The organism is Janthinobacterium sp. Bl 1 (assembly GCF_058215535.1).
The window spans coordinates 4,417,016-4,440,632 of sequence record NZ_CM177086.1 but is presented as its reverse complement, the minus strand read 5'-3'; the positions used below and the strand labels follow the sequence as shown (position 1 = coordinate 4,440,632).

The following is a 23,617-nucleotide window of genomic DNA, read 5'->3' as shown; positions in this document are numbered from 1 at the left end:
AATGGCGGCAACGCCGTTTGCATTGGAGTGCCCATTTTAATCGACTCTCGGTGACACACGGGCAATTTCATGTCCTGTCCGCCTGGCGCCCGCTCCGGTATCATGGCGCCTTTGCCCGCGAGATATTCATGCTCAGTCCCGACCAGTTCCTGGCCTTCCTGGCCGCCGCCGTTTTGATCACCGCCAGCCCCGGCCCCGACAACCTGATGGTGCTGGGCGTGGGCATGTCGCGCGGACGCCGCCAGGGCATGGCGTTCGGCCTCGGTTGCGCCCTTGGCTGCCTCACGCACACGGTGCTGGCGACCATCGGCGTGTCGGCCCTGCTGGCCGCCTCGCCCATGGCATTTACGGCGCTCAAAGTGGCCGGCGGGCTGTATCTCGTGTGGCTGGGCATCGGCGCCTTGCGCAGCCGTGGCGGCGCCAGAGTCGATGGCGCGGCGGCCTTGCCCGACGAATCCTTGCTGCGCCTGTTCGGCAAGGGACTGTTTGCCAACAGTATCAATCCGAAAGTCGTGCTGTTTTTCCTGTCGTTCCTGCCGCAGTTCATCGTCGCTGGCCAAGGCAATGCCAGCTGGCAGACGGCGCAACTGGGCCTGGTCTTCACGGCGCAGGCGTGCGTGCTGTTCGGCCTGCTCGGCTATTTTTCCGGCGCCGTCGGCCTGTGGCTGAACCGCCGCCCGCGCGCCGGCCTGTGGCTGGACCGGGTGGCCGGCACCATCTTCATCGGCCTGGGCTTGCGATTGATCCTGGCACGCTGAGTTCTTGCCGGGCGGTAATGCGGAACGCCAGTTCCATCTGATCCTGCACGGCCATGGCGCCGCCCAGGACGGCGAACGGCACGATGCCGAAGTCGCTCTGTTTCAGCAGCAGGCTGCCGCTGGCCTGCAGGCGGCGTCCATCGGCCGCTTGCTCGACCCGCACCGGCAGCTGCACCGTGCGCGTCACGCCATGCAGCGTGATGTCGGCATCAAACACCTGCTTGTTGCCCGTGCGGCGCGCGGCGATGCTGACCCACGGATAGCGTTCCGCCTCGAGCACGCGCACCAGCATATTGTGGCGCGTGCCGGCGATGGCGTCGGCCGACGGCGTCGTCGTCAAACCGGCCGCCTGGCGCAGGCTTTCTTCATCCACGCTCATCTCGTCAAGCCGGAAGCGGAATTGCGCGCGCCCCAGCGCGGGCGCAACGACGCCCTGCAGGCTGCGGCTGGCCACCACGTGGTCATGCCCGAGCCGCGCCAGCGCACCGCCACGGCGCACGGTGATGGTCAGCAGGGATTCGTCGGGCGCAATGTGCAGCAGCTGCACGCCCTGCCGCTGCCACGCGGGCGCGGGCATCGCGGCAGGGGTAGCCGGCGCGGAAGCCGGGGCAGGCGCGGGCGGCAGGGGTGTGCAGGACGCCAGCAAGGCGCAGGCAAGCAGGAAAACGGTGCGAAGATTCTGGCTGAACATGGGGCAGAAGAGGCAAGGGCGATGGGGGCATAGTACGCGATCCGCGCGGAGGTGCGCGTGCAATGTTAGAGCTAGGTCATATGGCGGTCATATGACGCTGTTATGATGCTTTTGTTGGCACACAGCATGCGATGCGCAGATCACTACGTTCCGGGAGCGATAGGATGCAGGCATGACTCAACAGCTTAGCCGGTGAGCTCAACCATCGGCACCAGATACGTTAAACTTGTTTTATAGTAATGATTGCAGGGCGGGGCAGGGGAAATACGGGAAACGGGCGGGGATTTAATGAAGTCCTAAGCCTGTTTCAACGAAGGGCTGGCATAGTGGATACATGGCGCACGGAAACCCCGAGCGCAAGGTTGCCGGACACCTCAATGACCGGCACGATTTCCACTTTTTCATGTGTTTTCCCGTTTTATCCCTGCGCTCTGAAACAGCGTTTCAACCGGCTACCGCACTTTGCGAAGCCGGTTTTTTTTGCCTGCGTTTTCATCAGTTCCCGGCACCAGGGCCGGGATGCCAATTACTTAGCCTGCCTGTTTCGCCAGCCACGCATCGACTGCCGGCAGGCGCTCGGCGCGTACCTTGATACGGTACTTGATGCCGGCCACGGAGCTGTCGGCGTCGCCGCGCGCGCCGGCCGGCAGGTTCGCTTGCGCGTACGCTTCCAGCTTGGCGATCATGTCCGGCTGCGCCGAACCGGCGGCCAGGCGCGGGAAATAGCGGCTGCGCGAGCTGGCGTCGATGCGCGCATTGACTTGCTCCAGGTGCGCCAGTGCGAAGTCGAAGGCCAGTTCCGGATGCGAGCGCGACACGCGCGAGATCATGGCAGGGCTGTTCGTCACGCCCGGTTCATCCGTCAGTGCCAGCGCCAGCGCGCGCTGCGCCAGTGCGGGATCGTCGCTCGAGGCCAGCAAATCGTACAGCTGATTCTTGACCAGCGGCGTCTTTTCCTGCCGCGCTTTGGCGTGCAGCTGCTCCCAGGTGGCGGCGTCCGCATGCTGCGCCACCACGCCCAGGATGGTACGGCGCAATGGCGCGGGCATGGCGGCCGCATTTTGCTCACCGGCCTGTTCGCTGGCCTCATAGCGGCGGCGCGCTTCCGCGATCACGCCCGGTTCGCCCATGTCGCCGAGGATGGCGATCAGGCGGCCGCGCAAGGTCGCCACGCTCGACGCCTCGCCCGCGCGCGCTTCCCAGCCCGTCTGCGCCATCATCGGCGCCAGGCGCGCCATGGCGAAGCGGCCGAAAGCCTGCTGGCGAACGGCATCACCGGCATACTGTTCGTACAGGCTGCCCAGTGAGCTGGCCACCTTGCCCAGCACCTGCGGATCGGCCGACAGCGGCGTCGCCTTCACCAGTTCCAGGAAGTCGGCCAGGTTTTGCGCACCGGCCAGGCCCAGCGACTGGCTGTCCGCCAGCAAGCCCAGCTGGTCGATCGGCGCCAGGCGCGCAAAGCTGCCCGCCAGCGCGCGCGTGTTGGCCGGCGCGTACACGGTACGGTAGTAGCCGCTCTGGCCCGCGTTCACGAGCAGGGCGCCGCAGCCGGGCACGTTCAGGGTGGCCTTGCCATCCTTGAGCACCACCTTGGCCAGCTTGCCGTTGCCGACCGTCGACGCGATCACGGGCACTTGCCACGACAGCGGTTTCTTATTCGGCTGGTCCTTGGAAAATTCCGTCTGCGTCAAGGTCACGCGCGTATTGCCGTTTCTGCATACGGCGTCGCCCACCGTGATCATCGGCACGCCCGGCTGCAGGGTGAAATCATGGGCGATGGCGCTGACAGGCTTGCCCGCGGCCGCATCGACTTCGCGCCACAGGTCGTCGGACACCGTATTGCCATACGCATGCTTGCGCATGTAGTTGCGCACGGCCGTGCGCCACGTGTCGGCGCCCACATACGCTTCGAGCATGCGGATCACGGCTTCGCCTTTTTGATAGGTGATGCCGTCGAACGCCTGGCTGGCCTGCTCCACCGTGGCGATGCGCTGCACCACGGGGTGCGTGGTGCGCAGCGCATCCTGGCTCATGGCCGACTCGCGTCCGCCGACGCTGGACAGGGCCGTGTTCCACTCCGGGTGCAAACGCTCCGTGGTGCGGCTTTCCATCCACGAGGCAAAACCTTCGTTGAGCCACAGGTCGTCCCACCAGCGCATGGTGACCAGGTCGCCGAACCACTGGTGTGCCATTTCATGCGACAGCGTGGTGTAGATGTTTTCCTTGTCTGTCTGCGTCGAGATGGTCGGGTCGAGCAGCAGGCCGTATTCGAAGGTGAAAACGGCGCCCCAGTTTTCCATGGCGCCGAAGAACTGGCTGCGGCCCGGTGCGGCGATGTTGTCGAGCTTGGGCAGCGGGTAGCGCACGCCGAAATAATCGTTGTATTCGCGCAGCAGGGCGACCGACTCGTCGAGCGCGAAGCGGCTTTGCGCCAGCGCGCCCTTCTTCGTGATGACGCCTATCTCCGTGCCGTCGCTCATGGCCGTGGCCCGCTCGAAGTCGCCCAGGCCAAAGAACAGCAAATACGTCGACATGCGCGGCGTGGTGGCGAAGCGCACGTGCTTGGTGCCATTGCCCAGGTCCTCGCTGCTGGCGATCGGCATGTTCCCGACGGCCATCTGGCTGCTCGGGACGATCACGTCCAGCGCGAAGGTGGCCTTGTAGTCCGGTTCATCCCACGACGGCAGCATGCTGCGCGCGTCGGAATTTTCGAACTGCGTGTACAGCGCGCGCTGGCGGCCCTGCGGCGTGTCGTAGTCGAGCGAGAACAGGCCCGTGGCCTGCGTGCCGATCTTGCCGCTGTAATCGATGCGCAACAGGTACTCGCCCTTGGCCAGCGGCTGGGCGAAATGCACGGTGGCCGTCTGCTTGTCCGCATCGAAATCGATCTTGCGCGTCACCTGCTTGCCGCCGCCCGCGCCTTCGATGGCGGCAGCGGCAAACTCCAGGTTCAAGGCGTTGAAGGTGATGCTGGCGGTCGGCGCGTCGACGGCGACCTTGATGGCGGCTGCGCCCTTGAAGGTGGAGGCGGCGGCGTCCGGCGTGATCGACAGCGCATAGTGCAAAGGCGTGACGCCGCGCGGCAACTGCGTGGTGGTCGTGGTGGCGTGGCTGGCCGAGGCGTATCTGCTGGCGGGTGCGGCGTGGCCCGCATGGGCGGCGGTGATGGAAGCCAGTGCCAGGACGGCGGCGGCCAGTTGGCTGCGGCGGAAGCGCGGAGTCGGTGTGCGATGCATGGTATGCCCTAGTTTCATGGATAAAACGCCCGCCAGCCGGATGGGCTGCGGGCGTTGATGGCGGTAGCGGGACATCGCTGGAACTGGCGGCCAGCGTTCCCGTACAGCAATCTAAGGTGAAACGGGGGCAAAGTCAACGCGCCAGGGGCGCCGCACCATGGCGGTGCGCTGGTATGATGGGCGCATGATTGTACTGCCGCAGGCCAGTCCCGCAGCCGCGCCCACTAACATAACAAGACGAGACCCAAGCACATGAAACTGATTATCAGCCCCCGCACGCCCAATCCGCGCCGCGTCACCATGTTCATCGCCGAGAAGGGCATCACCGGTATCGAGGAAGTGGCGCTCGACCTGATGGCGGGCCATCATCGCGATCCCGCCTTCCTGGCGAAAAACCCGCTGGGCCGCGTGCCCGTGCTGGAACTGGACGACGGGCGCGTGCTGACCGAGACCCGCGCCATCTGCACTTACCTGGAGGGCTTGCAGCCGCAGCCGAACCTGATGGGAGATGGTTACGAGGAGCGCGCGTTCATTGAAATGGCAGACCGCCGCGTGGAACTGCATTTGTTCAGCGCAGCCGCCAACTGGGTGCGCCACGGCCATCCGGCCCTGGTGGCGCTGGAAAACCCGCAGTTTCCCGATTTCGCCACGGCGCAGGCGGGCAAGCTGCGCGAGACGGCGCAATGGCTGGATCAGGTGCTGGCTCACCAGCCCTACATCGGCGGCGACCGCTTTACGATTGCCGACATCACGGCCTTCTGCGCGCTGGAATTTGTGCGCGGCCTGATGAAGTACCGGCCCGGCGCGGAAGGCTTGGCCAACCTGCAGGCCTACCGCGACCGCATCGCGGAACGGCCCAGCGCGCAGGCGAAGTAAGGATATTTTGCTACCGGCCCACGTCAACAATGTTTGTCGGGTTACGCCCGCTGGGCTAACCCGACCTACAGCTACGACTTCGGCCTGTATTCCGGGTAGGTCGGATTAGCGGGGCCGCCGAGGCGCGTGAGCGCGTAATCCGACACCACCACATTACTTCAGCTGCTCCAGCAGGAAGGTGTAGGTCAGCGCCCACATCAGCGCCTGCTGGTCGTTATTGGCGGCGCCCGCATGGCCGCCTTCCGTGTTTTCCCAGTACAGCACGTCGTGGCCTTGCTCTTCCATCTTTGCCACCATCTTGCGCGCATGGCCAGGGTGGACCCGGTCGTCGCGCGTCGAGGTGGTAAACAGCACGCGCGGATATTTCTTGTCCTTGAAGACGTTCTGGTACGGCGAGTACTTGCTGATGTACGCCCATTGTTCCGGCACGTCCGGGTCGCCGTACTCTCCCATCCACGAGGCGCCCGCCAGCATCTTGTTATAGCGGCGCATGTCGAGCAGCGGCACCTGGCTGACGACGGCGTTGAACAAATCGGGACGCTGCACCAGCACGGCGCCCGTCAGCAGGCCGCCATTGCTGCCGCCCATGATGCCCAGGTGGCGCGGGCTCGTGATCTTGCGCTTGATCAGGTCCTGCGCCACCGAGATGAAGTCGTCATACGCGCGCTGGCGGTTTTCCTTCAGCGCCGCCTGGTGCCAGCGGGGACCGAACTCGCCGCCGCCGCGGATATTTGCCAGCACGTACACGCCGCCCTTTTCCAGCCACGCCACGCCGGTGGTGCCGCTGTAGCTTGGTTTGAGCGACACTTCAAAGCCGCCGTAGCCATACAGCACGGTGGGGTTGCTGCCGTCGAACTTCGTCTTCTTGCCCATGATGGCGAAATATGGCACCTTGGTGCCATCCTTCGACGTCGATTCGAACTGCTCCACCTTGTACGGCGTGGCGTCGTAGTAGGCGGGCAGCGACTTGATCTTCGTGCGCTTGTCGCTTTGCGCCGTGGCCAGATACAGGGTGGTCGGGTTGAGGAAGTCGGTCACCGTCAGGAAGTACTGGTCCGAGTCGACGGAGTCGAGCGCGCTGACGGCCAGGGTGCCCAGCTTGGGCGCATCGACGGCGCGGCGCTGCCACTTGCCGTTCACGTGGCGCAGTTCCGTCAGGCGGTTCTTGACCTTGTCCAGCGTGGTGACGAGGATGGCGGACTTGGTCGCCGTGACATTGTCCAGCGACGACGTGGCCGTGGGCGCGTACAGCACTTCCAGTTCCTGCTTGCCCTGCATGAAGGCCTTGAAATCGGTGGCCAGCAAGGAGCCTTGCAGATAGGTCTTGCCGTTCACTTTCCAGTCCGAGCGCAAGGTGATGACCAGCTGGTCGCGCACGGTGAAGGCCGTAGCGTCGTCCGGCTTCGGCACCTTCTTCAACTCGGCGCCGTCGCGCAGGAACATCTCGCCGCTGTAGAAATCGATTTGCCGCTCGATAAATTGATGTTCGTAGCCTGGCGTGAAATCCTTGTAGGCTGCCGCGCTCAAGTCGTCGGGCTTGGCTTCATACAGCGTTTGCGCCTGCGCCAGCGGCGTGCCGCGCTGCCACTGCTTGATGATGCGCGGGTAGCCCGAGCTGGTCATCGAACCGGGGCCGAAATCGGTGGACACGAACAGGGTATCCTGGTCGATCCAGCTGGTGCTGCCCTTCGCTTCGGGCAAGGTGAAGCCACCCTCGACGAAGGCGCGCTTGGCCACGTCGTATTCGCGCACCACCTTGGCGTCGCCGCCGCCGCGCGACAGGGAAATGAGGCAGCGTTCGCCCTTCGGATACAGGCAAGAGGCGCCGCCCCAGACCCAGTTTTCACTCTCGCCGGCGGCCAGCTGGTCGAGGTCGATCACGGTTTCCCATACGGGTTCGGCCAGCTGGTATTGCGCCAGGGTCGTGCGGCGCCAGATGCCGCGCACGTGCTGGGCGTCGCGCCAGAAATTATAGTAAAACTCGCCTTCCTTGCTGACGTAGGGAATGCGTTCCTTCGAGTTGAGGATGGTTTTCAGGCGCGCCTGCAGGGCGGGGAAGCCGGGCTGGGCTTCCAATTCCCTGGTGCTGACGGCATTGTGCTGCTTGACCCAGGCCAGCGGCTTGTCGCCGAGGACTTCTTCCAGCCACAAATGGGGATCGATGTTGGCGGCGGCAGGGGCGGGGGCTTGCGCATGGGCGATGCCCGCTGCGGCCAGGCCGAGCAGCATGCTGCCGGCGAAGGTACGATATGACGACATGTAGGGTTCCTGGTTGGTCCGATGGAGGCCGCGTTGCAGGCAAAACGGCGCAGCCATGGTGCCATGGATTGCTGCGAGGAACCAGTGTCTATGGACGGCTAATTAAAAAATAATTACTTTTCCAATATTGTTTGCTGGAATGGAAGCTGGCCGCAGAATCTGCGGCGTACTGCCCCCTTCAGGATACGCCAGGGCCCATCAGCGAGGTTACGGTGAGCCGCGTCTTTTCGACATCGCCGCCGTCGCAGTGATAAATCCATAAGGAATCGTTGTCGCGGCTGTCGATGAACAGGATGCGCGTGTTTTCCTCGCCGATGGCCAGGCACTCCGCCAGCTCGGCAGGACTGAACGGTGCAGCCTGCTTCGACCCCGTTCCCGCCGCTTCTGCCAGCGCCTGCGCAAAGCCAGCCAGTTGCCTGACTGCCAGATAGCTTGTTCCATCCACCTCGACGTCTTTGCACAGCGCGTCCAGGCTGTACAGCGTGAAGGGTTCTTCATCGGTGAAAATCGCCACGTCGGGACGTGGCTTTGCGCTGCGGAGGTGAGCGAGATAGGCCTGGGGCAGGGCCACTTTTTCCCTGGCCAGCAATTTTTCCAGCTGCTTGCCGCTTTTCTTCGCTACGCGGACGGCCTTGGGCGCGACGGCTTCGCACGCCTGCGCTGTCCAGGCGACTGGATTGAACTGGAACATCCTTGCACATGCGGGGCAGTGCAGGAACATGAACGTCATTTTTTTACCGATGGCCGTTTTCAAGAACGCGCCATCCGAGGCATCCATTGCGCTGCTGTCGAAGTGGCGCCCGCAGTCGCCATCGTAGGGGCACGTGATGTCAAGCATAGGCGTATTTCTCCATCCGCAAAGCGATCTCTTCTTTTTCTTCCGGAAAAGAGGCTGCGGGATTTTTCTGCCAATAGGCAATGCCTTCGTTCAAGGCCCACAAGGCTTTTTCCTGCTTGCCCGCCATCAGATAAAAATCGCAGGCCCTCGCATGCGATTCTTGCGCTTCGACGAGAGCCAGGGCCGCATTTTCCCAATTGGACAGGCGCTCAAGCCAGGGGACGGCCAACTCCAGCAGATTGTCCCGCAGGCAGGCCATGACCGTTGCCCGATGGGACGGATCGACGAGCTGGAGTTCCTTGTCCTGCTTGCCATCGAGGATAGGGAATTGCCAGTTTCTGATATTCCAGTCCGCCACGCCGCCAACGATATTGTTGACAGGTTCACGGCCGTAGCGCGCCGTGTGCCATGTTGCATAGGATCTGGACGAGACTTGATAGTGGCTCCAGAATGCTGCGCAGACATCTTCTTCGTTGTGACGGTTGGCCTGGAAATGGATGGCCTGGACGAATTCGTTCTGCGTGCGCTTGAAGGTCAGCTGGCTAGGCGAGAACTTGAAGCCCGCTGCGCTCAGCGGCTCCAGCAAGTACGCTTCAATATTGGCGATGATCAGCGCTTTTGGTTTCATTGCGTTTCCTGGCATGCGTCGGTTGCGCAATGTTGCCATAGATCAGTGCCAGCGCACCTTGCGACGGGCAATCGTGCGAGGGAAAGCCTGCTGCCATTTCCCTGCACGCTGGCGGACGCCGTGTTCTAGCCCGGCAGCTTGGCCACCACCTTGATCTCGAACTGGAAACCATACAGCCACGTCACACCAACGGCCGTGACCGTCGGGTGCGGCGCCTGGCCCCAATACTCTGCCTGCACGATATCCCAGATGCGCTGGAAGTTAGCCTGCGGGTCGACGATAAAAATGGTCACGTCCTGCGCGTCGTCGAAGGTGCAGCCGGCGGCGTGCAAGATGGCGTTCAGGTTGTCGAAGGCGCGCCGGACCTGGGCGTCGAGCCCGGGTTCGGGCGTGCCATCTTCGCGGCTGCCGACCTGTCCCGAGACAAACAGCAGGCCGTTGGCGCGCACGGCAGGGGAATAGCGGTTCTGTTCATACAGGGCTTGGCGGCCCGCAGGGAATACGACGTCGCGTTTCATCAGCTTTCCTTTATTGATACAGCGAAGTTGCTGCCTGGAGAACACTTTATCTGCTGCCAACCTGCGGATAAAGCGGCCAGATCGGACTGGACTATTTGTATAATCCAAACAATCGAATGGCGGAGGTGTGGATGGACAGGTTTGATGCGATGAAGGCGTTCGTACGGGTGGTCGAGACGGGCAGTTTTACGCGCGCGGCCGCGACCTTGCACATGAGCCGCACCACGGTGACGCAGCTGGTGCAACAGCTCGAGGCGCGCCTGCGCCTGAAACTGCTGAACCGCACCACGCGCAAGGTCAATGTGACGGCCGATGGCGCGGCCTATTACGAACGCATCGTGCAGGTGCTCGATACCCTGGAAGAAATCGAAACGAGCTTGCCGCATGCCGCCGCCTTGCCGCGGGGCCAGTTGCGGGTGGACGTGCCCAGTCCGCTCGCCGCCTTGCTGCTGGTGCCGGCGCTGCCCACGTTTCATGCGCTGTATCCCGATATCGTGCTCGACATGGGCGCCAGCGACCGCATGGTCGACGTGATCGCCGACAATGTCGATTGCGTGATACGCGGCGGTGACATCACCGACCAGTCGCTGATGGCGCGCAAGCTCGCCAACTTGCCACTGGGCGTGTATGCGGCACCGGCCTACCTGCAACGGGTGGGCACGCCCTTGCATCCGCTGGACTTGCAGGACAGCGCGCACCGCATCGTGCGCTTTCGCTGGGGACGCAGCGGCAACGGTTTTCCCTACGTGATGCACCGCGAGGGCAAGAGCGTCAAGATCCATGGCCAGTATGTGTTGTCGATCGACGACGGCAACGCCTATCTGGCGGCCGGGGTGGCGGGGCTGGGCGTGCTGTGGCTGCCCGATTATATGGCGCGCCCGCACGTGGCCAGGGGCGACCTGCTGCCGTTGTTCGAAGCATGGACGGTCGATCCCATGCCGCTCTATCTCGCCTATCCGCCGAACCGCCATGTCAGCAAGAAACTACGCGTCTTTATCGACTGGGTGGCCGAATTGATGGCCCGGCATTCCGCCCGCGCTACCGCCATCACGGCAGCTGATTGACCCACACGGGCGCCGACCAGACGATGTTGCCGTCATCCTGCGTCAGCCGCGCGTAATAGAAATGGGGGCCGGGCGCGGGCGTGATGGTGAGCTCGGCCTGGTCCGATACTTGTGTGACGGAGCCGTTGCCGCCCGGTACGCCGTGGAGGATGGCGATGGCGGCCGCTTGCCTCCCGGCGCTGTTGCTGAAGCTGGTGGCCAGGCGCAAGGGACCGCGGTTGTCGAAGCGCTCTCCCATCAGCTTGCCATTGGCCGTGAAGAGCAGTTGCGCATGCTTGTCCATCGTGGCGTAGACGCGGCGCGCGCGCAGCGCGTCGAGGAAGCTGTCGCGTGAAACGGGCGTGCCGGCGGCCGGGCTGGCCACCAGCACGGCCGTGCGGTTGCCATACGACGCGCCCCAGTTGGCGCAGTGATTGTCCTGGTTGCTGCTGAAGGCCACGTGGTAGCCGGCCGCCAGGGCCCGGTTGCAGGCCGCCTCGTAATTGCTGCGCCTGCTCTCCGTTTCCTGATCGTTCGTGGAAAACGCGGACGTATTCATGACTTCGCACAGCACCATGGCCACGTCGCCGTCCGGCGTGTAGCCGAGCGGCTGCTCATTGACGAGAAACTGGCCCGTTTGGGCCGGATGGTTGAACTGCCCGATCCAGCCCCGTTCGCGCATCAGCGTGTACAGGCCCGCGTAATCGCCCTTCGGCGTCTCCACGTCGGCCAGCAGTTCCCCGCCGGCATTTTTTTCCCAGCCCAGCAACTGCTCGCTATTGATGATATTCAGGTGGCCACCCTTGTTGATGACGCCCCATTCCATGCCGTACAGGGCCAGGAAACCGGGATGGGCGGCAGTGTAAGCGGCCGCTTCAGCCAGCCCCGTCTGGTACAGCGCGATCGCTTCGGCAGGGGTGGCAGTGCTATTCGTGCCGTCCGAACCGTCGTACATATGGTTGTGCTCGGATGTCAGCAGGACGTCGAGCCCGTGTTCTTGCGCATACTTGTAGGCATCGATGGGGCCGTAGGGCGCCGTTTGCGGGTCTTGCGCGCCATGGCAGGCGTCGAGCGCCGCGCCGCCATCGCTGTGGCGCGTCTGGCTGTGCAGGTTGGCGTAGACGATGCGGTAGCCGGGCTGGCCTTCCAGGCCGGGCAGTTGCTGCAGGCCGGCCTGGAAGGCGCGCACCATGGGCGCCGTGCTTGCACCGCGCTGCACCTGGATGGGCCACTGCTGTTCCACCTGCGCTTCCCGCGGCGTGCCGGCATCGGCCACCGCCAGCAGGCGTAACTGATACAAGCCGTCCTGTGCCAGCACCCTCCGTTCGCGCGCATCGGCGTCGGCGCGGCCATCCCAGGGCAAGTTCACGCTCTTGCCGTTGGCCCCCACCTGTTCCGTGCCCGACCAGCGCCGCAGCACGGCGCCTTGCGGGCCGGGACCCGATAGTGTCAAGGTCCAGCGCACGGCATGGCTGCGGCCTTCGTCGGGATAGGTGAGCCGCACGACAAATGTACGCGCCTGCGTGACACGCTCACCGCGCGCGGCGTGAAAGGGCGCGACAACGGTGGCATCAAGCTCGCTGTGTTCCTTAGTCTCTTGCGCGGCGGCAGTGTTACTCCATGTCATCAGCAACAAACCCGCGCACGCACATGCCATCCATGGCGACCAAGGTGGCCTTAGGCGTCGTCGTTGCAGTGTCTTGACCATCGTGGCCTCCCGCTACTGCTTCAGATGCAGTTTAGACAAGAAATGCCATCGCTGGTTCCCCGCATGCACCAGCAAGTGGCGTGCTTGCACCGTGATTGGCCATGATCTGGCGCAAAGCCAGTGCGAATGGTGCCGCTTGCCCGTCAGACAAGCTGGCACGGCGCTTGCTAAACAGAAGGTACGGATCAACGGCGATCCCCTGAATAAACGAACAACGGTCCAACGACGGACCACATGGACAACGGCGTCCGCCCAGGCTGATTTTTCATCGGCGGGGGCGGGCGCCGTTTTGTTTTATCAACGGGATATTTCGGGAACCTATCATGGCCAGCCAAAAAGCAACGCGCATCGCGCTCTTCTCCCTCGCCACGCCGCCCATGCGCGCATTCCACCTGACGTGGATGGCATTTTTCGTGTGTTTCTTCGCCTGGTTCGCTTGCGCTCCCCTGATGCCTGTCATCAAGGGCGAGTTCGGCCTTTCCTTGGCGCAAGTGGCCAACATCAATATCGCGGCCGTCGCTATCACCATCCTCGTGCGCCTGATCGTCGGGCCATTGTGCGACCGCTACGGCCCGCGCAAGACTTACACGGGCTTGCTGCTGCTGGGCGCCATTCCCGTGCTGGGCGTGGCCGCGTCGCAAAGCTATGAAAGCTTTCTGTTCTTCCGTCTGGGCATCGGCGCCGTCGGCGCCAGCTTTGTCATCACGCAATATCACACCTCCGTGATGTTCGCCCCGCGCGTTGTCGGTACGGCGAATGCCGCCGCCGCCGGCTGGGGCAATGCGGGCGGCGGCGCGGCGCAGGCGCTGATGCCACTGCTGCTCGGTGCCGTGGTCATGCTGGGCGTGTCCGAATCGATGGGCTGGCGCGTGGCCCTGCTGGTGCCGGGCGTGCTGATGCTGGTGATGGCCGTTCTCTACTGGCGTTATACGCAGGATTGCCCTGAAGGCAATTACTCGGACTTGCGCGCCGCCGGCACCGCCATCGAAGGTGGCAAGAAGGGTGGCTGGGACAGCTTCAAGGCGGCCAGCACCAACTACCGCGTGTGGCTGCTGTTCGTCACCTATGGCGCCTGCTTCGGCATCGAAATTTTCATCCACAACATCGCCGCCGTGTACTACGTCGACCATTTCGGCCTGTCCTTGAAATCGGCCGGCCTGGCCGCCGGCAGCTTCGGCTTGCTGGCCCTGTTTGCCCGCGCCCTGGGTGGCTGGATGTCCGATAAACTGGCCCTGCGCGGCAACCTGAACAGCCGCGTGACCCTGCTGTTCATGCTGATGATCGGCGAAGGCGTGGGCCTGCTGTGGTTTGCCAAGGTCGACAGCGTCACCTGGGCCGTCATCGCCATGCTGGTCTTCGGCCTGTTCACCCACATGGCGTGCGGCGCCACCTACGCGCTGGTGCCTTTCATCGACAGCAAGGCGCTGGGCGGCGTGGCCGGCATCATCGGCGCGGGCGGCAACGTGGGCGCCGTGGCGGCCGGCTTCCTGATGAAGGGCACGGGCGACATCCGCCAGACATTGATCATCCTGAGCGCGCTGGTGGTGATCTCGGCCCTGTGCGCCATCGCCGTGCGTTTTACCCGTGCAGCGGCCGAACCGAACATGGCCGCGGCCTGAGGAGACAGTAATGACTCACCCTTTGAACATCGTCGTCCTTGGCCATGGCATGGTCGGGCATAAATTCCTCGAACGCCTGGCATTGGAAAACGCGCCGCACCTGTCCGTGACGGTCTTGTGCGAAGAGCCGCGCCCCGCCTACGACAGGGTGCACCTGTCCGAATTTTTCAGCGGCAAATCGGCCGACGACCTGTCGCTGGTGGCGCCCGGCTTCTTCGACAAGGGCAACGTCGTCCTGAAACTCAATGCGCGCGCCGTGTCCATCGACCGCGTGGCGAAAACCGTCACGGCCAGCACCGGTGAAGTGCTGGCCTACGACAAGCTGGTGTTCGCCACCGGCTCGACGCCGTTCGTGCCGCCGCTGCCGGGCAAGGAGCGCGATGGCTGCTTCGTCTACCGCACCATCGAAGACCTGGAAGCCATGCTGGCCTGGGGGGGCAAATCCAAAACTGGCGTGGTGATCGGTGGCGGGCTGCTGGGTCTCGAATGCGCGAAAGCCTTACGCGATTTGAAACTCGATACCCACGTGGTGGAATTCGCGCCGCGCCTGATGGCCGTGCAGGTCGATGAAGGCGGCGCGCGCGTCCTGCGCCGCAAGATCGAAGAGCTGGGCGTGACCGTGCACACGCAAAAAAATACGCTGGCCATCGTCGACGGCGAAGAAGCCACGCACCGCATGCAGTTCGCCGACGGCAGCCACCTGGAAGCGGACATGATCGTCTTCTCGGCCGGCATCCGTCCGCGCGACGAACTGGCGCGCGCCTGCGGCCTGGACGTGGGCCCGCGCGGCGGCATCGCCATCGACGACAGCTGCGTCACCTCCGACCCTGACATCTATGCGATCGGCGAATGCGCACTGTGGGGCGGCCTGGTCTTCGGCCTAGTGGCGCCCGGCTACGAAATGGCCCGCATCGCGGCGCGCCACCTGTTGCAGGAAGAGGGCGAAGCATCGTTCAAGGGTGCCGACATGAGCACGAAGCTCAAACTGATGGGCGTGGATGTGGCCAGCCTCGGCGACCCGCACGGCAATGCGCCGGGCAGCCGCTCCTACCAGTTCATGGATGAGCGCAAGCAGATCTACAAGAAAATCGTCGTTTCCGATTGCGGCAAATACCTGCTTGGCGGCGTGATGGTGGGCGACGCCAGCGAATACGGCACCTTGCTGCAGATGATGCTCAACAAGATCGAGCTGCCGGCATCCCCCGAGTTCCTGATCCTGCCACAGGCCGATGGCCAGCAAAAGGTGGGCCTGGGCGTGGATGCCTTGCCCGAGTCGGCGCAAATCTGCTCATGCAACGACGTGTCGAAAGGCGCGCTGTGCGCGGCCGTCGCCGAGGGCGCCACCACCATCGGCGCCCTGAAAAGCTGCACCAAGGCGGGCACCGCGTGCGGCGGCTGCGTGCCGCTGGTCACGCAGATCATGAAGGCGGAAATGCAGAAGCAGGGCCTGATGGTGAACAACCACGTGTGCGAGCACTTTGCGTACTCGCGCCAGGAATTGCACCACCTGGTCCGCGTGGGCAAAATCCGCAGCTTCGGCGCGCTGCTGTCCGCGCATGGCCAGGGCCTCGGTTGCGACGTGTGCAAGCCCGTGGCGGCGAATATCCTCGCCTCGTGCTGGAACGATTTCGTGCTCTCTCCCGTGCACGCCAGCCTGCAGGACAGCAATGACTACTTCCTCGGCAATATCCAGAAGGATGGCACGTATTCCGTCGTGCCGCGCATGCCGGGCGGTGAAGTGACGGCCGACGGCTTGATCGCCGTGGGCATGGTGGCGAAAAAATATGGTCTCTATACGAAGATCACGGGCGGCCAGCGGGTCGACCTGTTCGGCGCGCGCGTCGATCAGTTGCCGGCCATCTGGGAAGAACTGATCGCGGCCGGCTTCGAGTCGGGCCACGCCTACGGCAAGTCGCTGCGCACGGTGAAATCGTGCGTCGGCTCCACCTGGTGCCGCTATGGGGTGGCCGACAGCGTGGGCTTTGCCATCGAGCTGGAAAACCGCTACAAGGGCTTGCGCACGCCGCACAAGATCAAGTTCGGCGTCTCCGGCTGCACGCGCGAATGCGCCGAGGCGCAGGGCAAGGACATCGGCCTGATCGCCACGGAAAAGGGCTGGAACCTGTACGTGTGCGGCAATGGCGGCATGAAGCCGCGCCATGCGGAACTGATCGCCTCCGATCTCGATGAAGCCACCTTGGTGCGCTATGTCGACCGCTTCCTGATGTTTTACGTGCGCACGGCCGACCGCCTGCAGCGCACCAGCGTATGGCGCGACAACCTGGAAGGGGGCCTCGATTACCTCAAGCGCGTCATCATCGACGACAGCCTGGGCATCGCCCACGAGCTGGAAGCGGACATGCAGCACGTGGTCGACACCTATGCCTGCGAGTGGAAGGAAGCCGTTTCCAACCCCGCCGTGCGCCAGCGCTTCCGCCATTTCGTCAACAGCGAGAAGAGCGATGAAAACGTGGTGTTCGTCGAAGAGCGGGGGCAGATCCGGCCCGCCACCGAACTGGAACGCCGCAGCACCGTGATCCCCATCCTTGCCGTGGAGGCGTGAGCCATGAATGCGATGAATGAACTTTCCGGCGCCACCGCCGACAACTGGGTAGCCATCTGTCCCTTGGCCGACATCGTGCCCGACACGGGCGTGTGCGCGTTGCTGGGTGGCCGCCACGTGGCCGTGTTCCGCGTCGGCGATGCGGCGCCGCGTGTGTACGCCATCGACAATATCGACCCGAATGCGGGTGCCTCCGTGCTGTCGCGGGGTCTCGTCGGCAGCATCGGCGAGCGCGTCGTCGTCGCCTCGCCCATCTACAAGCAGCACTTCGACCTGGCCAGCGGCGAGTGCATCGAAGCGCCCGAGCATTCGGTCGCCGCCTGGCCCGCGCGCGTGTTTGCCGACATGGTGTGGGTGGCCCTGTGAATCCGCCAGCCAAGGCCACTGCGCGTCCCTCGCTCATCGTCGTCGGCAACGGCATGGCCGGCATGCGCACGGTCGAGGAACTATTGAAGCTGGCGCCGGACCTGTACGACATCACCGTGTTCGGCGCCGAACCGCACGGCAATTACAACCGCATTTTGCTGTCGCCCGTGCTGGCCGGCGAAAAGTCGGTGGATGACATCATGCTGCACACGCGCGACTGGTATGCGCAGCACGGCATCACCCTGCACGCGGGCGACCCCGTTGTGCGCATCGACCGCAAGGCGCGCACCGTGCAATCGCTGTCCGGCATCACGGTCGCCTATGACCGCCTGCTGCTGGCCACCGGTTCCACGCCGTTCATCGTGCCCGTGCCCGGGCATGATCTGCCGGGCGTGATCGGTTTTCGCGATATCAGCGACGTCGACACCATGCTGCAGGCGGCGCGCACGCACCGCCACGCGGTGGTCATCGGCGGCGGCTTGCTGGGACTGGAAGCGGCCAACGGCTTGCAGCGCCAGGGCATGGACGTCACCGTCGTGCACATGAGCGGCGCCCTGATGAATCAGCAGCTGGACGCACCCGCGTCGATGCTGCTGAAAACGGCGCTGGAAGCGCGCGGCCTGCGGTTTTTGATGCACGCGCAGACGGCGGAAATCCTCGGCAGCGATCGGGTGCAAGGCGTGCGTTTTGCCGATGGCACGTCGATCCCCGCCGACCTGGTGGTGATGACGGCCGGCGTGCGCCCCAACATCGCGCTGGCGCAAGCGGCCGGCCTGCACTGCGAACGGGCCATCGTCGTCGACGATTGCCTGCAAAGCTACGACCCGCGCGTGTACGCCGTGGGCGAATGCGTGCAGCACCGGCGCGCCACGTTTGGCCTCGTCGCGCCCATCTGGGAGCAGGCGCGCGTGTGCGGCGCCCACCTGGCCGGCGCAGGGCATCGCCGCTACGTGCAGCAGGCCAGCGCCACCAAATTGAAAGTGACGGGCATCGACCTGTATTCGGCCGGCGACATCATCGGCGGCGAGGGCAGCGAAGACCTGGTGCTGCGCGATCCGCGCCGCGGCGTCTACAAGCGCCTGGTGGTACAGGGCAGCCGCCTGGCCGGCGCCGTGCTGTATGGCGACGTGCAGGACGGCCCCTGGTATTTCGACCTGATCCAGCAGCGCCGCGACATCAGCAAGCTGCGCGCCCATTTATTGTTTGGCCAGGCGCTGTGCGCCCAGGCCGCCTGACAGCGACCAACAGGACCTCCATGACCACTTGCACGCCCGTGAAAACCACTTGCCCGTATTGCGGCGTCGGCTGCGGCGTGGAAGCGACACGCCTGCCCGACGGCGCCATCCGCATCGCCGGCGATGCCAACCACCCGGCCAACCTGGGCAAGCTGTGCGTGAAAGGCTCTGCCCTCGGCGACACCCTGGACCTGGAGAACCGTTTGCTGCAACCGCAGGTACGCGTCGATGGCGTCCTGCAGCCGTCCTCCTGGGATGCCGCGCTGGACCAGGTGGCGGGCGGCCTGCGCGCCATCATCGACAAGCATGGCCCCGACGCCGTCGCCCTGTACGTTTCGGGCCAGCTGCTGACGGAAGACTATTACATCGCCAATAAATTCATGAAGGGCTATGTGGGCAGCGCGAATATCGACACCAATTCGCGCCTGTGCATGTCGTCGGCCGTGGCCGGCCACAAGCGCGCGTTCGGCGAGGATATCGTGCCCGGCTGCTATGAAGACCTGGAACTGGCCGACATGGTGGTGCTGGTGGGTTCGAACACGGCCTGGTGCCACCCGATCCTGTTCCAGCGCATCGCCCGCATCCGCGAAACCCGGCCGGAGATGAAACTGGTGGTGATCGACCCGCGCCGCACGGCCACCTGCGAGCTGGCCGACCTGCATCTGCCCGTGAAACCGGGCACCGACGTGTGGCTGTTCAACGGCTTGCTGTGCTATCTGGCGAAGGAAGGCGTGATCGCCGATGATTTTGTGACGCGGCACAGCAGCGGCCTCGATGAGGCGCTGGCCGCCGCCCATGTCGACTGTTCCGATCCTTTGCGTGTGGCGAAAATCTGCAAGGTCGACCCGCAAGCCTTGCTGGCGTTCTACCAGGCGTTTGCCGCCACGCGCAAGGTCGTCACGGCCTTTTCGCAGGGCGTCAACCAGTCGTCTTCCGGCACGGACAAGGTCAACAGCATCATCAACTGTCACCTGGCGACGGGGCGCATCGGCCAGCCCGGCATGGGACCGTTTTCCCTCACGGGCCAGCCGAACGCCATGGGCGGGCGCGAAGTGGGCGGCCTGGCCAATATGCTGGCGGCGCACCTGGATCTCGACAAGCCGGCGCACCGCGAAGCCGTGCAAACCTTCTGGGACTCTCCGCGCATGGCCGACAAGCCTGGCCTGAAGGCGGTGGAGCTGTTCCACGCCATCGAGGCGGGTAAAGTGAAAGCCGTGTGGATCATCGCCACCAATCCGCTGGTCAGCATGCCGGACGCCGACCAGGTGCGCCGCGCGCTGGCCAAGTGCGAGCTGGTGGTGGTGTCCGACATCAGCACCGGGTCGGACACGAACGCCCACGCAGACGTGCTGCTGCCCGCCCTGGGCTGGGGTGAAAAGGATGGCACGGTGACCAATTCCGAGCGCCGCATCTCGCGCCAGCGCGCCTTTTTGCCGGCGCCCGGCGAAGCGCGCGCCGACTGGGACGTGCTGTGCGACGTGGCGCGCCGCATGGGCTATGCCGGCTTCGATTTCACGGCGCCGCAAGCCATCTTCGATGAACACGCGCGCCTGTCCGCCTTCCGCAACGACGGGGCCACAAAGCGCCTGTTCAACCTGGGCCACCTGGCGGGACTGGATGCGGCGCGCTACGATGCCCTGGCGCCGCAGCAGTGGCCGCAGGGCCAGGCGCGCCTGTTCGGCGACGGCCGCTTCGCGCATGCGGACGGGCGCGCGCGCTTCGTGCCGACGGCGCCGCGCGCGCCGCGCAATATACCCGACGAAGACTATCCACTCATCCTGAACACGGGCCGGGTGCGCGACCAGTGGCATACGATGACGCGTACGGGAAAGGCGGCGAAACTGTCGGGCCATATCGCCGAAGCGTTCATCGATATCCACCCGCAGGACGCGCTGTTGTACAGCGTGCGCGAAGGCGAGCTGGCGCGCGTGTCCAGCGCCTGGGGCGCGATGGTGGCCAGGGTCGTGCATGGCGGCGGCATCGCGCGCGGCCAGGTCTTCGTGCCGATCCACTGGAGCGACGCGAATGCCTCCGACGCGCGCGTGGGCGCCGTCGTCAATCCCGTTGTCGACCCCGTCTCGGGCGAACCCGAATTCAAGCATACGCCCGTGCGCATCGAGCAGTTCCGCGTGCACTGGCATGCGTTCGTGTTGAGCCGCACGCCCTTGGGCCTGGACGGCGTGGCGCACTGGACGCGCATCCAGGGCGAGCAGTTCCTGCGCTACGAGCTGGCCGGGCGCCAGCGCATCGACGACCTGGGCGCCTGGGCGCGCGCGCTGCTCGGTGTCACGGACGACAACGCCGACTGGCTCGATTACGCGGACGCCAGCGCCGGCGTGTACCGCGCCGTGCACCTGGACGAGGGACGCATCGCGCAATGCGTGTATGTCTCGCCTCGTCCCGACCTGCCGTCGCGCAGCTGGCTGGCGGGCCTGTTTGCGCACGCGCAGATGGATGCGGCCGACCGCGCTGGCGTGCTGCTGGGCCAGCCCATCGGCAAGGGCGTGGACGCCGGTCCCACCGTGTGCTCGTGCTTTGGCGTGGGGCGCAACACCATTTGCGCTGCCATCGTGGAGCAAAAATTGACGACGACGGCGCAGGTGACGGCCTGCGTCAAGGCGGGCGGCAATTGCGGCTCCTGCGTGCCGGAGATACGACAGTTGCTGCTTGAGGCACGCAGCGCTGCCTGATAGTCTGTCCTTTCCTGCGCGGCTTTGTTATATTGCCAGCTCTACAGGAGAGAGGCAGTGTGATGACAGCAGGACAACACGACACGGTCTGGCTGACGGGCTTGAGCGGCGCCGGCAAGTCCAGCATCGCCGGCGCGCTGGCGCGCCAGCTCAAGGCGCAGGGCCGCGCCGTGGCGGTGCTCGACGGCGACCAGCTGCGCCATGGCTTGAACCGCGATCTCGGTTTTACGCCCGAAGACCGGCATGAAAACATCCGCCGCGCGGCCGAAGTGGCGCGCCTGATGAACGGGGCGGGCCTGACCGTCATCGCCGCCTTCATTTCCCCGTACCGCGCCGACCGGGCCATGGCTGCAGACATCATCGGCGCTGCGCATTTCATCGAAGTTCACGTCAGCACGCCGCTGGCCGTGTGCGAGGCGCGCGATGCCAAGGGCTTGTATGGAAAGGCGCGCGCGGGGCAGCTCGCGCAATTCACGGGCATTTCCGCGCCGTACGAGGCGCCGCTGGCGGCGGCGCTGACCCTGGACACGGGCACCCTGGCGCTGGACGAATCGGTCGAGCGCCTGTGCCACTACCTTCAGCGACGTACGTGACGAACTGGCGAAAACAGCTGCGCCGGCGCCTGCCCGCCAGCCTGAAGGCGCGCATGAGCATGGTCGTCTTCCTGCTCGTGCTGGGCGCGGTCGCCTCGCTGGCGCTGGCCACCCTGGCCGTGGCCGAGCGCGGCATGCGCGACGTGATGGGGCGCCAGCAGTACGTATCGCTGGCCAGCGCCGCCGTCTTCATCGACGAGGAACTCGACGCGAAGCGCAATGTGCTGCGCGCGATCGCGGACAGCCTGGCGGCCAGCGGTGCGCACGACGGCGCCAGCCTGCAGCGCTTCCTGGCCGCGCAAACGGTGCTGGGCAAGGAGTTTTATTCGTCCGGCGTCGTCGATATCGATGGCATCGTCCTGGCCAGCGTGAGTCCCTTCAAGCCGCAGGCGGGGCTGAACGTGAAGGGCCGCCCTTACTTTGAACAGACGCTGGCGACCCGGCGTTCGGTGATTTCCTCGCCGCTTAACGGCAGCATTTCCGGCATGCCCATCGTGGTGGTGACGCAGCCCGTGTTCGACGCGCACGGCGGCGTGCGCTATGTGCTGGCGGCCAGCGTCAACCTGCGCCAGCCCGATTTCCTCGGCCGTCTGGGCGCCCTCAAGCCGGGCCCTGGCGGCTACCTGTACATCATGACCAGCGAAGGCGTCATCGTCGAGCATCCCGACAAATCGCGCATCATGCAGCATATCGAAGCCCACGGCCCCGTCAGCGTGCCCACGCGAAGCGCCATGCAGGGCTACGAAGGCTGGATGACGGGGACCACCACGCAGGGCATCGATGCCCTGTTCGCCTACCACCGCATCGCCTCGACGGGCTGGATACTGGCGTCCGTGTATCCGATGAGCGAGGCCTTTGCGCCGCTGCACGCCATCCGCAGCAAGATCCTGCTGGCCGCCGTGCTGCTGGCGGCGCTGGCTGGCCTGGCCGGCTGGCGCATCGTGCTGCGCCTGTTGCAGCCTTTGGAGCGCTTGCGCCGCCAGGTGCACCAGATCCGCCGCCAGCGCCTGGGCATCGAGGCGCTGCAAATCGAGCGGCGCGACGAGATCGGCGACTTGAGCCGTGATTTTTACTCGCTGGTGGCCGAGCGTGAAATCGCCGAGGCGCAAACGCGCGACAGCGAGCGGCGCTTGAAACTGCTGACGGACCATGTGCCCGTGGTGATCGTGTATATCGACCGCGAACACCGCTACCAGTTCATCAATGCGACGTTTGAGCGATGGTTCGGCGTCTCGGCCAGGGAGAGCCTGATGCATTCCATGCGCGAGGTGCTGGGCGAGGAAGCCTACCAGCTGCGCGAGCAGCACCTGCTGCGCGCCTTCGCGGGCGAAGAGGTCGACTATGAGTTCACGGTCGACAACGAGGCGGGGGAGCGCACCTTCCATACCAGCTACGTGCCCGATGTGGGCGAGAGCGGCGCGGTGGAAGGCGTGTATGGCCTGATTCACGAAATCACCAAGACCAAGGCGATGCACACGGCACTGCAGTTCGCCGCCGCCACCGATACCCTGACGGGCATCGCCAACCGGCGCCGCTTTGACGAGCAGCTGGCGCAAAGCATGCAGCGCACGCGGGCCGCGCGCGCGCCGATGGCGCTCGCCTATCTCGATATCGACCGTTTCAAGGCCATCAACGACAGCCTGGGACACAAGGCGGGCGACGAGGTGTTGAAGGAATTCGCTTCGCGCCTGGTGCGCAGCGTGCGCGCCAGCGACCTGGTGGCGCGCCTGGCAGGCGATGAATTCGTGATCATTCTCCAAGGCGTGAACGGCGCGGCCGAAGTGCGCCAGGTCGGCGCCAAGATCGTCGACGCCATCCGCCAGCCCTTCGAGCTGGCCAGCGGCCCGCTGCCGGTGACGACCAGCATCGGCATCGCCATCTTCCGCGAAGGCACGCTGACGCCGGCGCAGCTGCTGGACCTGGCCGACCAGGCCCTGTACGCGGCCAAGGGGCAGGGCCGCGATGGCGTGGCGCTGCTCGAGGCGGCGCCGTAGCG

Annotated in this window: 17 protein-coding genes; 10 read left to right on the top strand and 7 right to left on the bottom strand. The window is 64.9% G+C overall.

Going from position 1 to position 23,617, the window contains the following annotated elements; translation table 11 throughout:
• Positions 1-128 precede the first annotated feature (128 nt).
• Complete coding sequence (locus AC4BCN_RS19950) at positions 129-758, top strand: LysE family translocator (protein ID WP_070302025.1); 630 nt, start codon at positions 129-131, stop codon at positions 756-758.
• Here the strand turns inward: AC4BCN_RS19950 and AC4BCN_RS19945 are convergent.
• Both AC4BCN_RS19945 and AC4BCN_RS19940 read right to left on the bottom strand, forming a co-directional pair.
• Entirely contained in the window at positions 721-1,449 is a 729-nt protein-coding gene (locus tag AC4BCN_RS19945; RefSeq protein ID WP_072452951.1) for a YceI family protein, read from the bottom strand. The two genes, AC4BCN_RS19950 and AC4BCN_RS19945, sit on opposite strands and share 38 nt — an antisense overlap.
• A gap of 530 nt (positions 1,450-1,979) precedes the next feature.
• Positions 1,980-4,685 carry a M1 family metallopeptidase gene (locus AC4BCN_RS19940; RefSeq protein ID WP_338679197.1) on the bottom strand — a complete coding sequence of 902 codons (2,706 nt, stop codon included), beginning with the start codon at positions 4,683-4,685 and terminating at the stop codon, positions 1,980-1,982.
• A 252-nt stretch (positions 4,686-4,937) separates the two neighbouring features.
• Between AC4BCN_RS19940 and AC4BCN_RS19935 the strand changes: the two genes are divergently transcribed.
• Positions 4,938-5,561, top strand: coding sequence for a glutathione S-transferase family protein (locus AC4BCN_RS19935; protein WP_338679196.1), 624 nt, complete (start codon positions 4,938-4,940; stop codon positions 5,559-5,561).
• Between the two features lie 153 nt (positions 5,562-5,714).
• Here the strand turns inward: AC4BCN_RS19935 and AC4BCN_RS19930 are convergent, their stop codons facing one another.
• From AC4BCN_RS19930 to AC4BCN_RS19915, 4 genes are all read right to left on the bottom strand, one after another.
• Entirely contained in the window at positions 5,715-7,820 is a 2,106-nt protein-coding gene (locus tag AC4BCN_RS19930) for a prolyl oligopeptidase family serine peptidase (RefSeq protein ID WP_034754938.1), read from the bottom strand.
• A gap of 178 nt (positions 7,821-7,998) precedes the next feature.
• Positions 7,999-8,658 (bottom strand): hypothetical protein, encoded by a 660-nt coding sequence (locus AC4BCN_RS19925; protein ID WP_072452954.1) that lies wholly within the window; start codon positions 8,656-8,658, stop codon positions 7,999-8,001.
• Positions 8,651-9,286: a DUF4304 domain-containing protein gene (locus AC4BCN_RS19920; RefSeq protein ID WP_072452964.1), complete on the bottom strand. Its 636-nt coding sequence runs from the start codon at positions 9,284-9,286 to the stop codon at positions 8,651-8,653. Before AC4BCN_RS19920 ends, AC4BCN_RS19925 begins: the two co-directional genes overlap by 8 nt.
• Before the next feature lie 125 nt (positions 9,287-9,411).
• Entirely contained in the window at positions 9,412-9,807 is a 396-nt protein-coding gene (locus AC4BCN_RS19915) for a RidA family protein (RefSeq protein ID WP_072454079.1), read from the bottom strand.
• A gap of 128 nt (positions 9,808-9,935) precedes the next feature.
• Between AC4BCN_RS19915 and AC4BCN_RS19910 the strand changes: the two genes are divergently transcribed.
• Positions 9,936-10,868 carry a LysR family transcriptional regulator gene (locus AC4BCN_RS19910; RefSeq protein WP_072454080.1) on the top strand — a complete coding sequence of 311 codons (933 nt, stop codon included), beginning with the start codon at positions 9,936-9,938 and terminating at the stop codon, positions 10,866-10,868.
• On the opposite strand, the gene AC4BCN_RS19905 is transcribed toward AC4BCN_RS19910, so the two are convergent.
• Entirely contained in the window at positions 10,852-12,474 is a 1,623-nt protein-coding gene (locus AC4BCN_RS19905; protein ID WP_254798345.1) for a CehA/McbA family metallohydrolase, read from the bottom strand. The genes AC4BCN_RS19910 and AC4BCN_RS19905 overlap by 17 nt on opposite strands.
• 404 nt (positions 12,475-12,878) lie before the next feature.
• Between AC4BCN_RS19905 and AC4BCN_RS19900 the strand changes: the two genes are divergently transcribed.
• Genes AC4BCN_RS19900 through AC4BCN_RS19870 form a run of 7 tightly spaced genes read left to right on the top strand, consistent with a single transcriptional unit; the run spans position 12,879 to position 23,615 of the window.
• Positions 12,879-14,174: an MFS transporter gene (locus AC4BCN_RS19900; protein ID WP_338679194.1), complete on the top strand. Its 1,296-nt coding sequence runs from the start codon at positions 12,879-12,881 to the stop codon at positions 14,172-14,174.
• 10 nt (positions 14,175-14,184) lie between these two features.
• A complete protein-coding gene (gene nirB, locus AC4BCN_RS19895) occupies positions 14,185-16,737 on the top strand; it encodes a nitrite reductase large subunit NirB (protein WP_338679193.1) in 2,553 nt (850 codons plus the stop codon).
• 12 nt (positions 16,738-16,749) lie between these two features.
• Positions 16,750-17,103, top strand: a complete 354-nt coding sequence (gene nirD / locus AC4BCN_RS19890) for a nitrite reductase small subunit NirD (RefSeq protein WP_034754999.1) — start codon at positions 16,750-16,752, stop codon at positions 17,101-17,103.
• Complete coding sequence (locus AC4BCN_RS19885; RefSeq protein WP_338679192.1) at positions 17,100-18,338, top strand: NAD(P)/FAD-dependent oxidoreductase; 1,239 nt, start codon at positions 17,100-17,102, stop codon at positions 18,336-18,338. Before nirD ends, AC4BCN_RS19885 begins: the two co-directional genes overlap by 4 nt.
• Before the next feature lie 20 nt (positions 18,339-18,358).
• Positions 18,359-21,028 (top strand): molybdopterin-dependent oxidoreductase, encoded by a 2,670-nt coding sequence (locus AC4BCN_RS19880; protein WP_338679191.1) that lies wholly within the window; start codon positions 18,359-18,361, stop codon positions 21,026-21,028.
• Between the two features lie 29 nt (positions 21,029-21,057).
• The gene (gene cysC / locus AC4BCN_RS19875) at positions 21,058-21,621 is read left to right on the top strand and encodes an adenylyl-sulfate kinase (protein ID WP_425324060.1); all 564 of its coding nucleotides are present in this window, start codon (positions 21,058-21,060) and stop codon (positions 21,619-21,621) included.
• On the top strand, positions 21,618-23,615 hold the full coding sequence (locus AC4BCN_RS19870; RefSeq protein WP_338679189.1) for a diguanylate cyclase domain-containing protein: 1,998 nt from the start codon (positions 21,618-21,620) through the stop codon (positions 23,613-23,615). Before cysC ends, AC4BCN_RS19870 begins: the two co-directional genes overlap by 4 nt.
• The last annotated feature ends 2 nt before the right edge of the window (positions 23,616-23,617 follow it).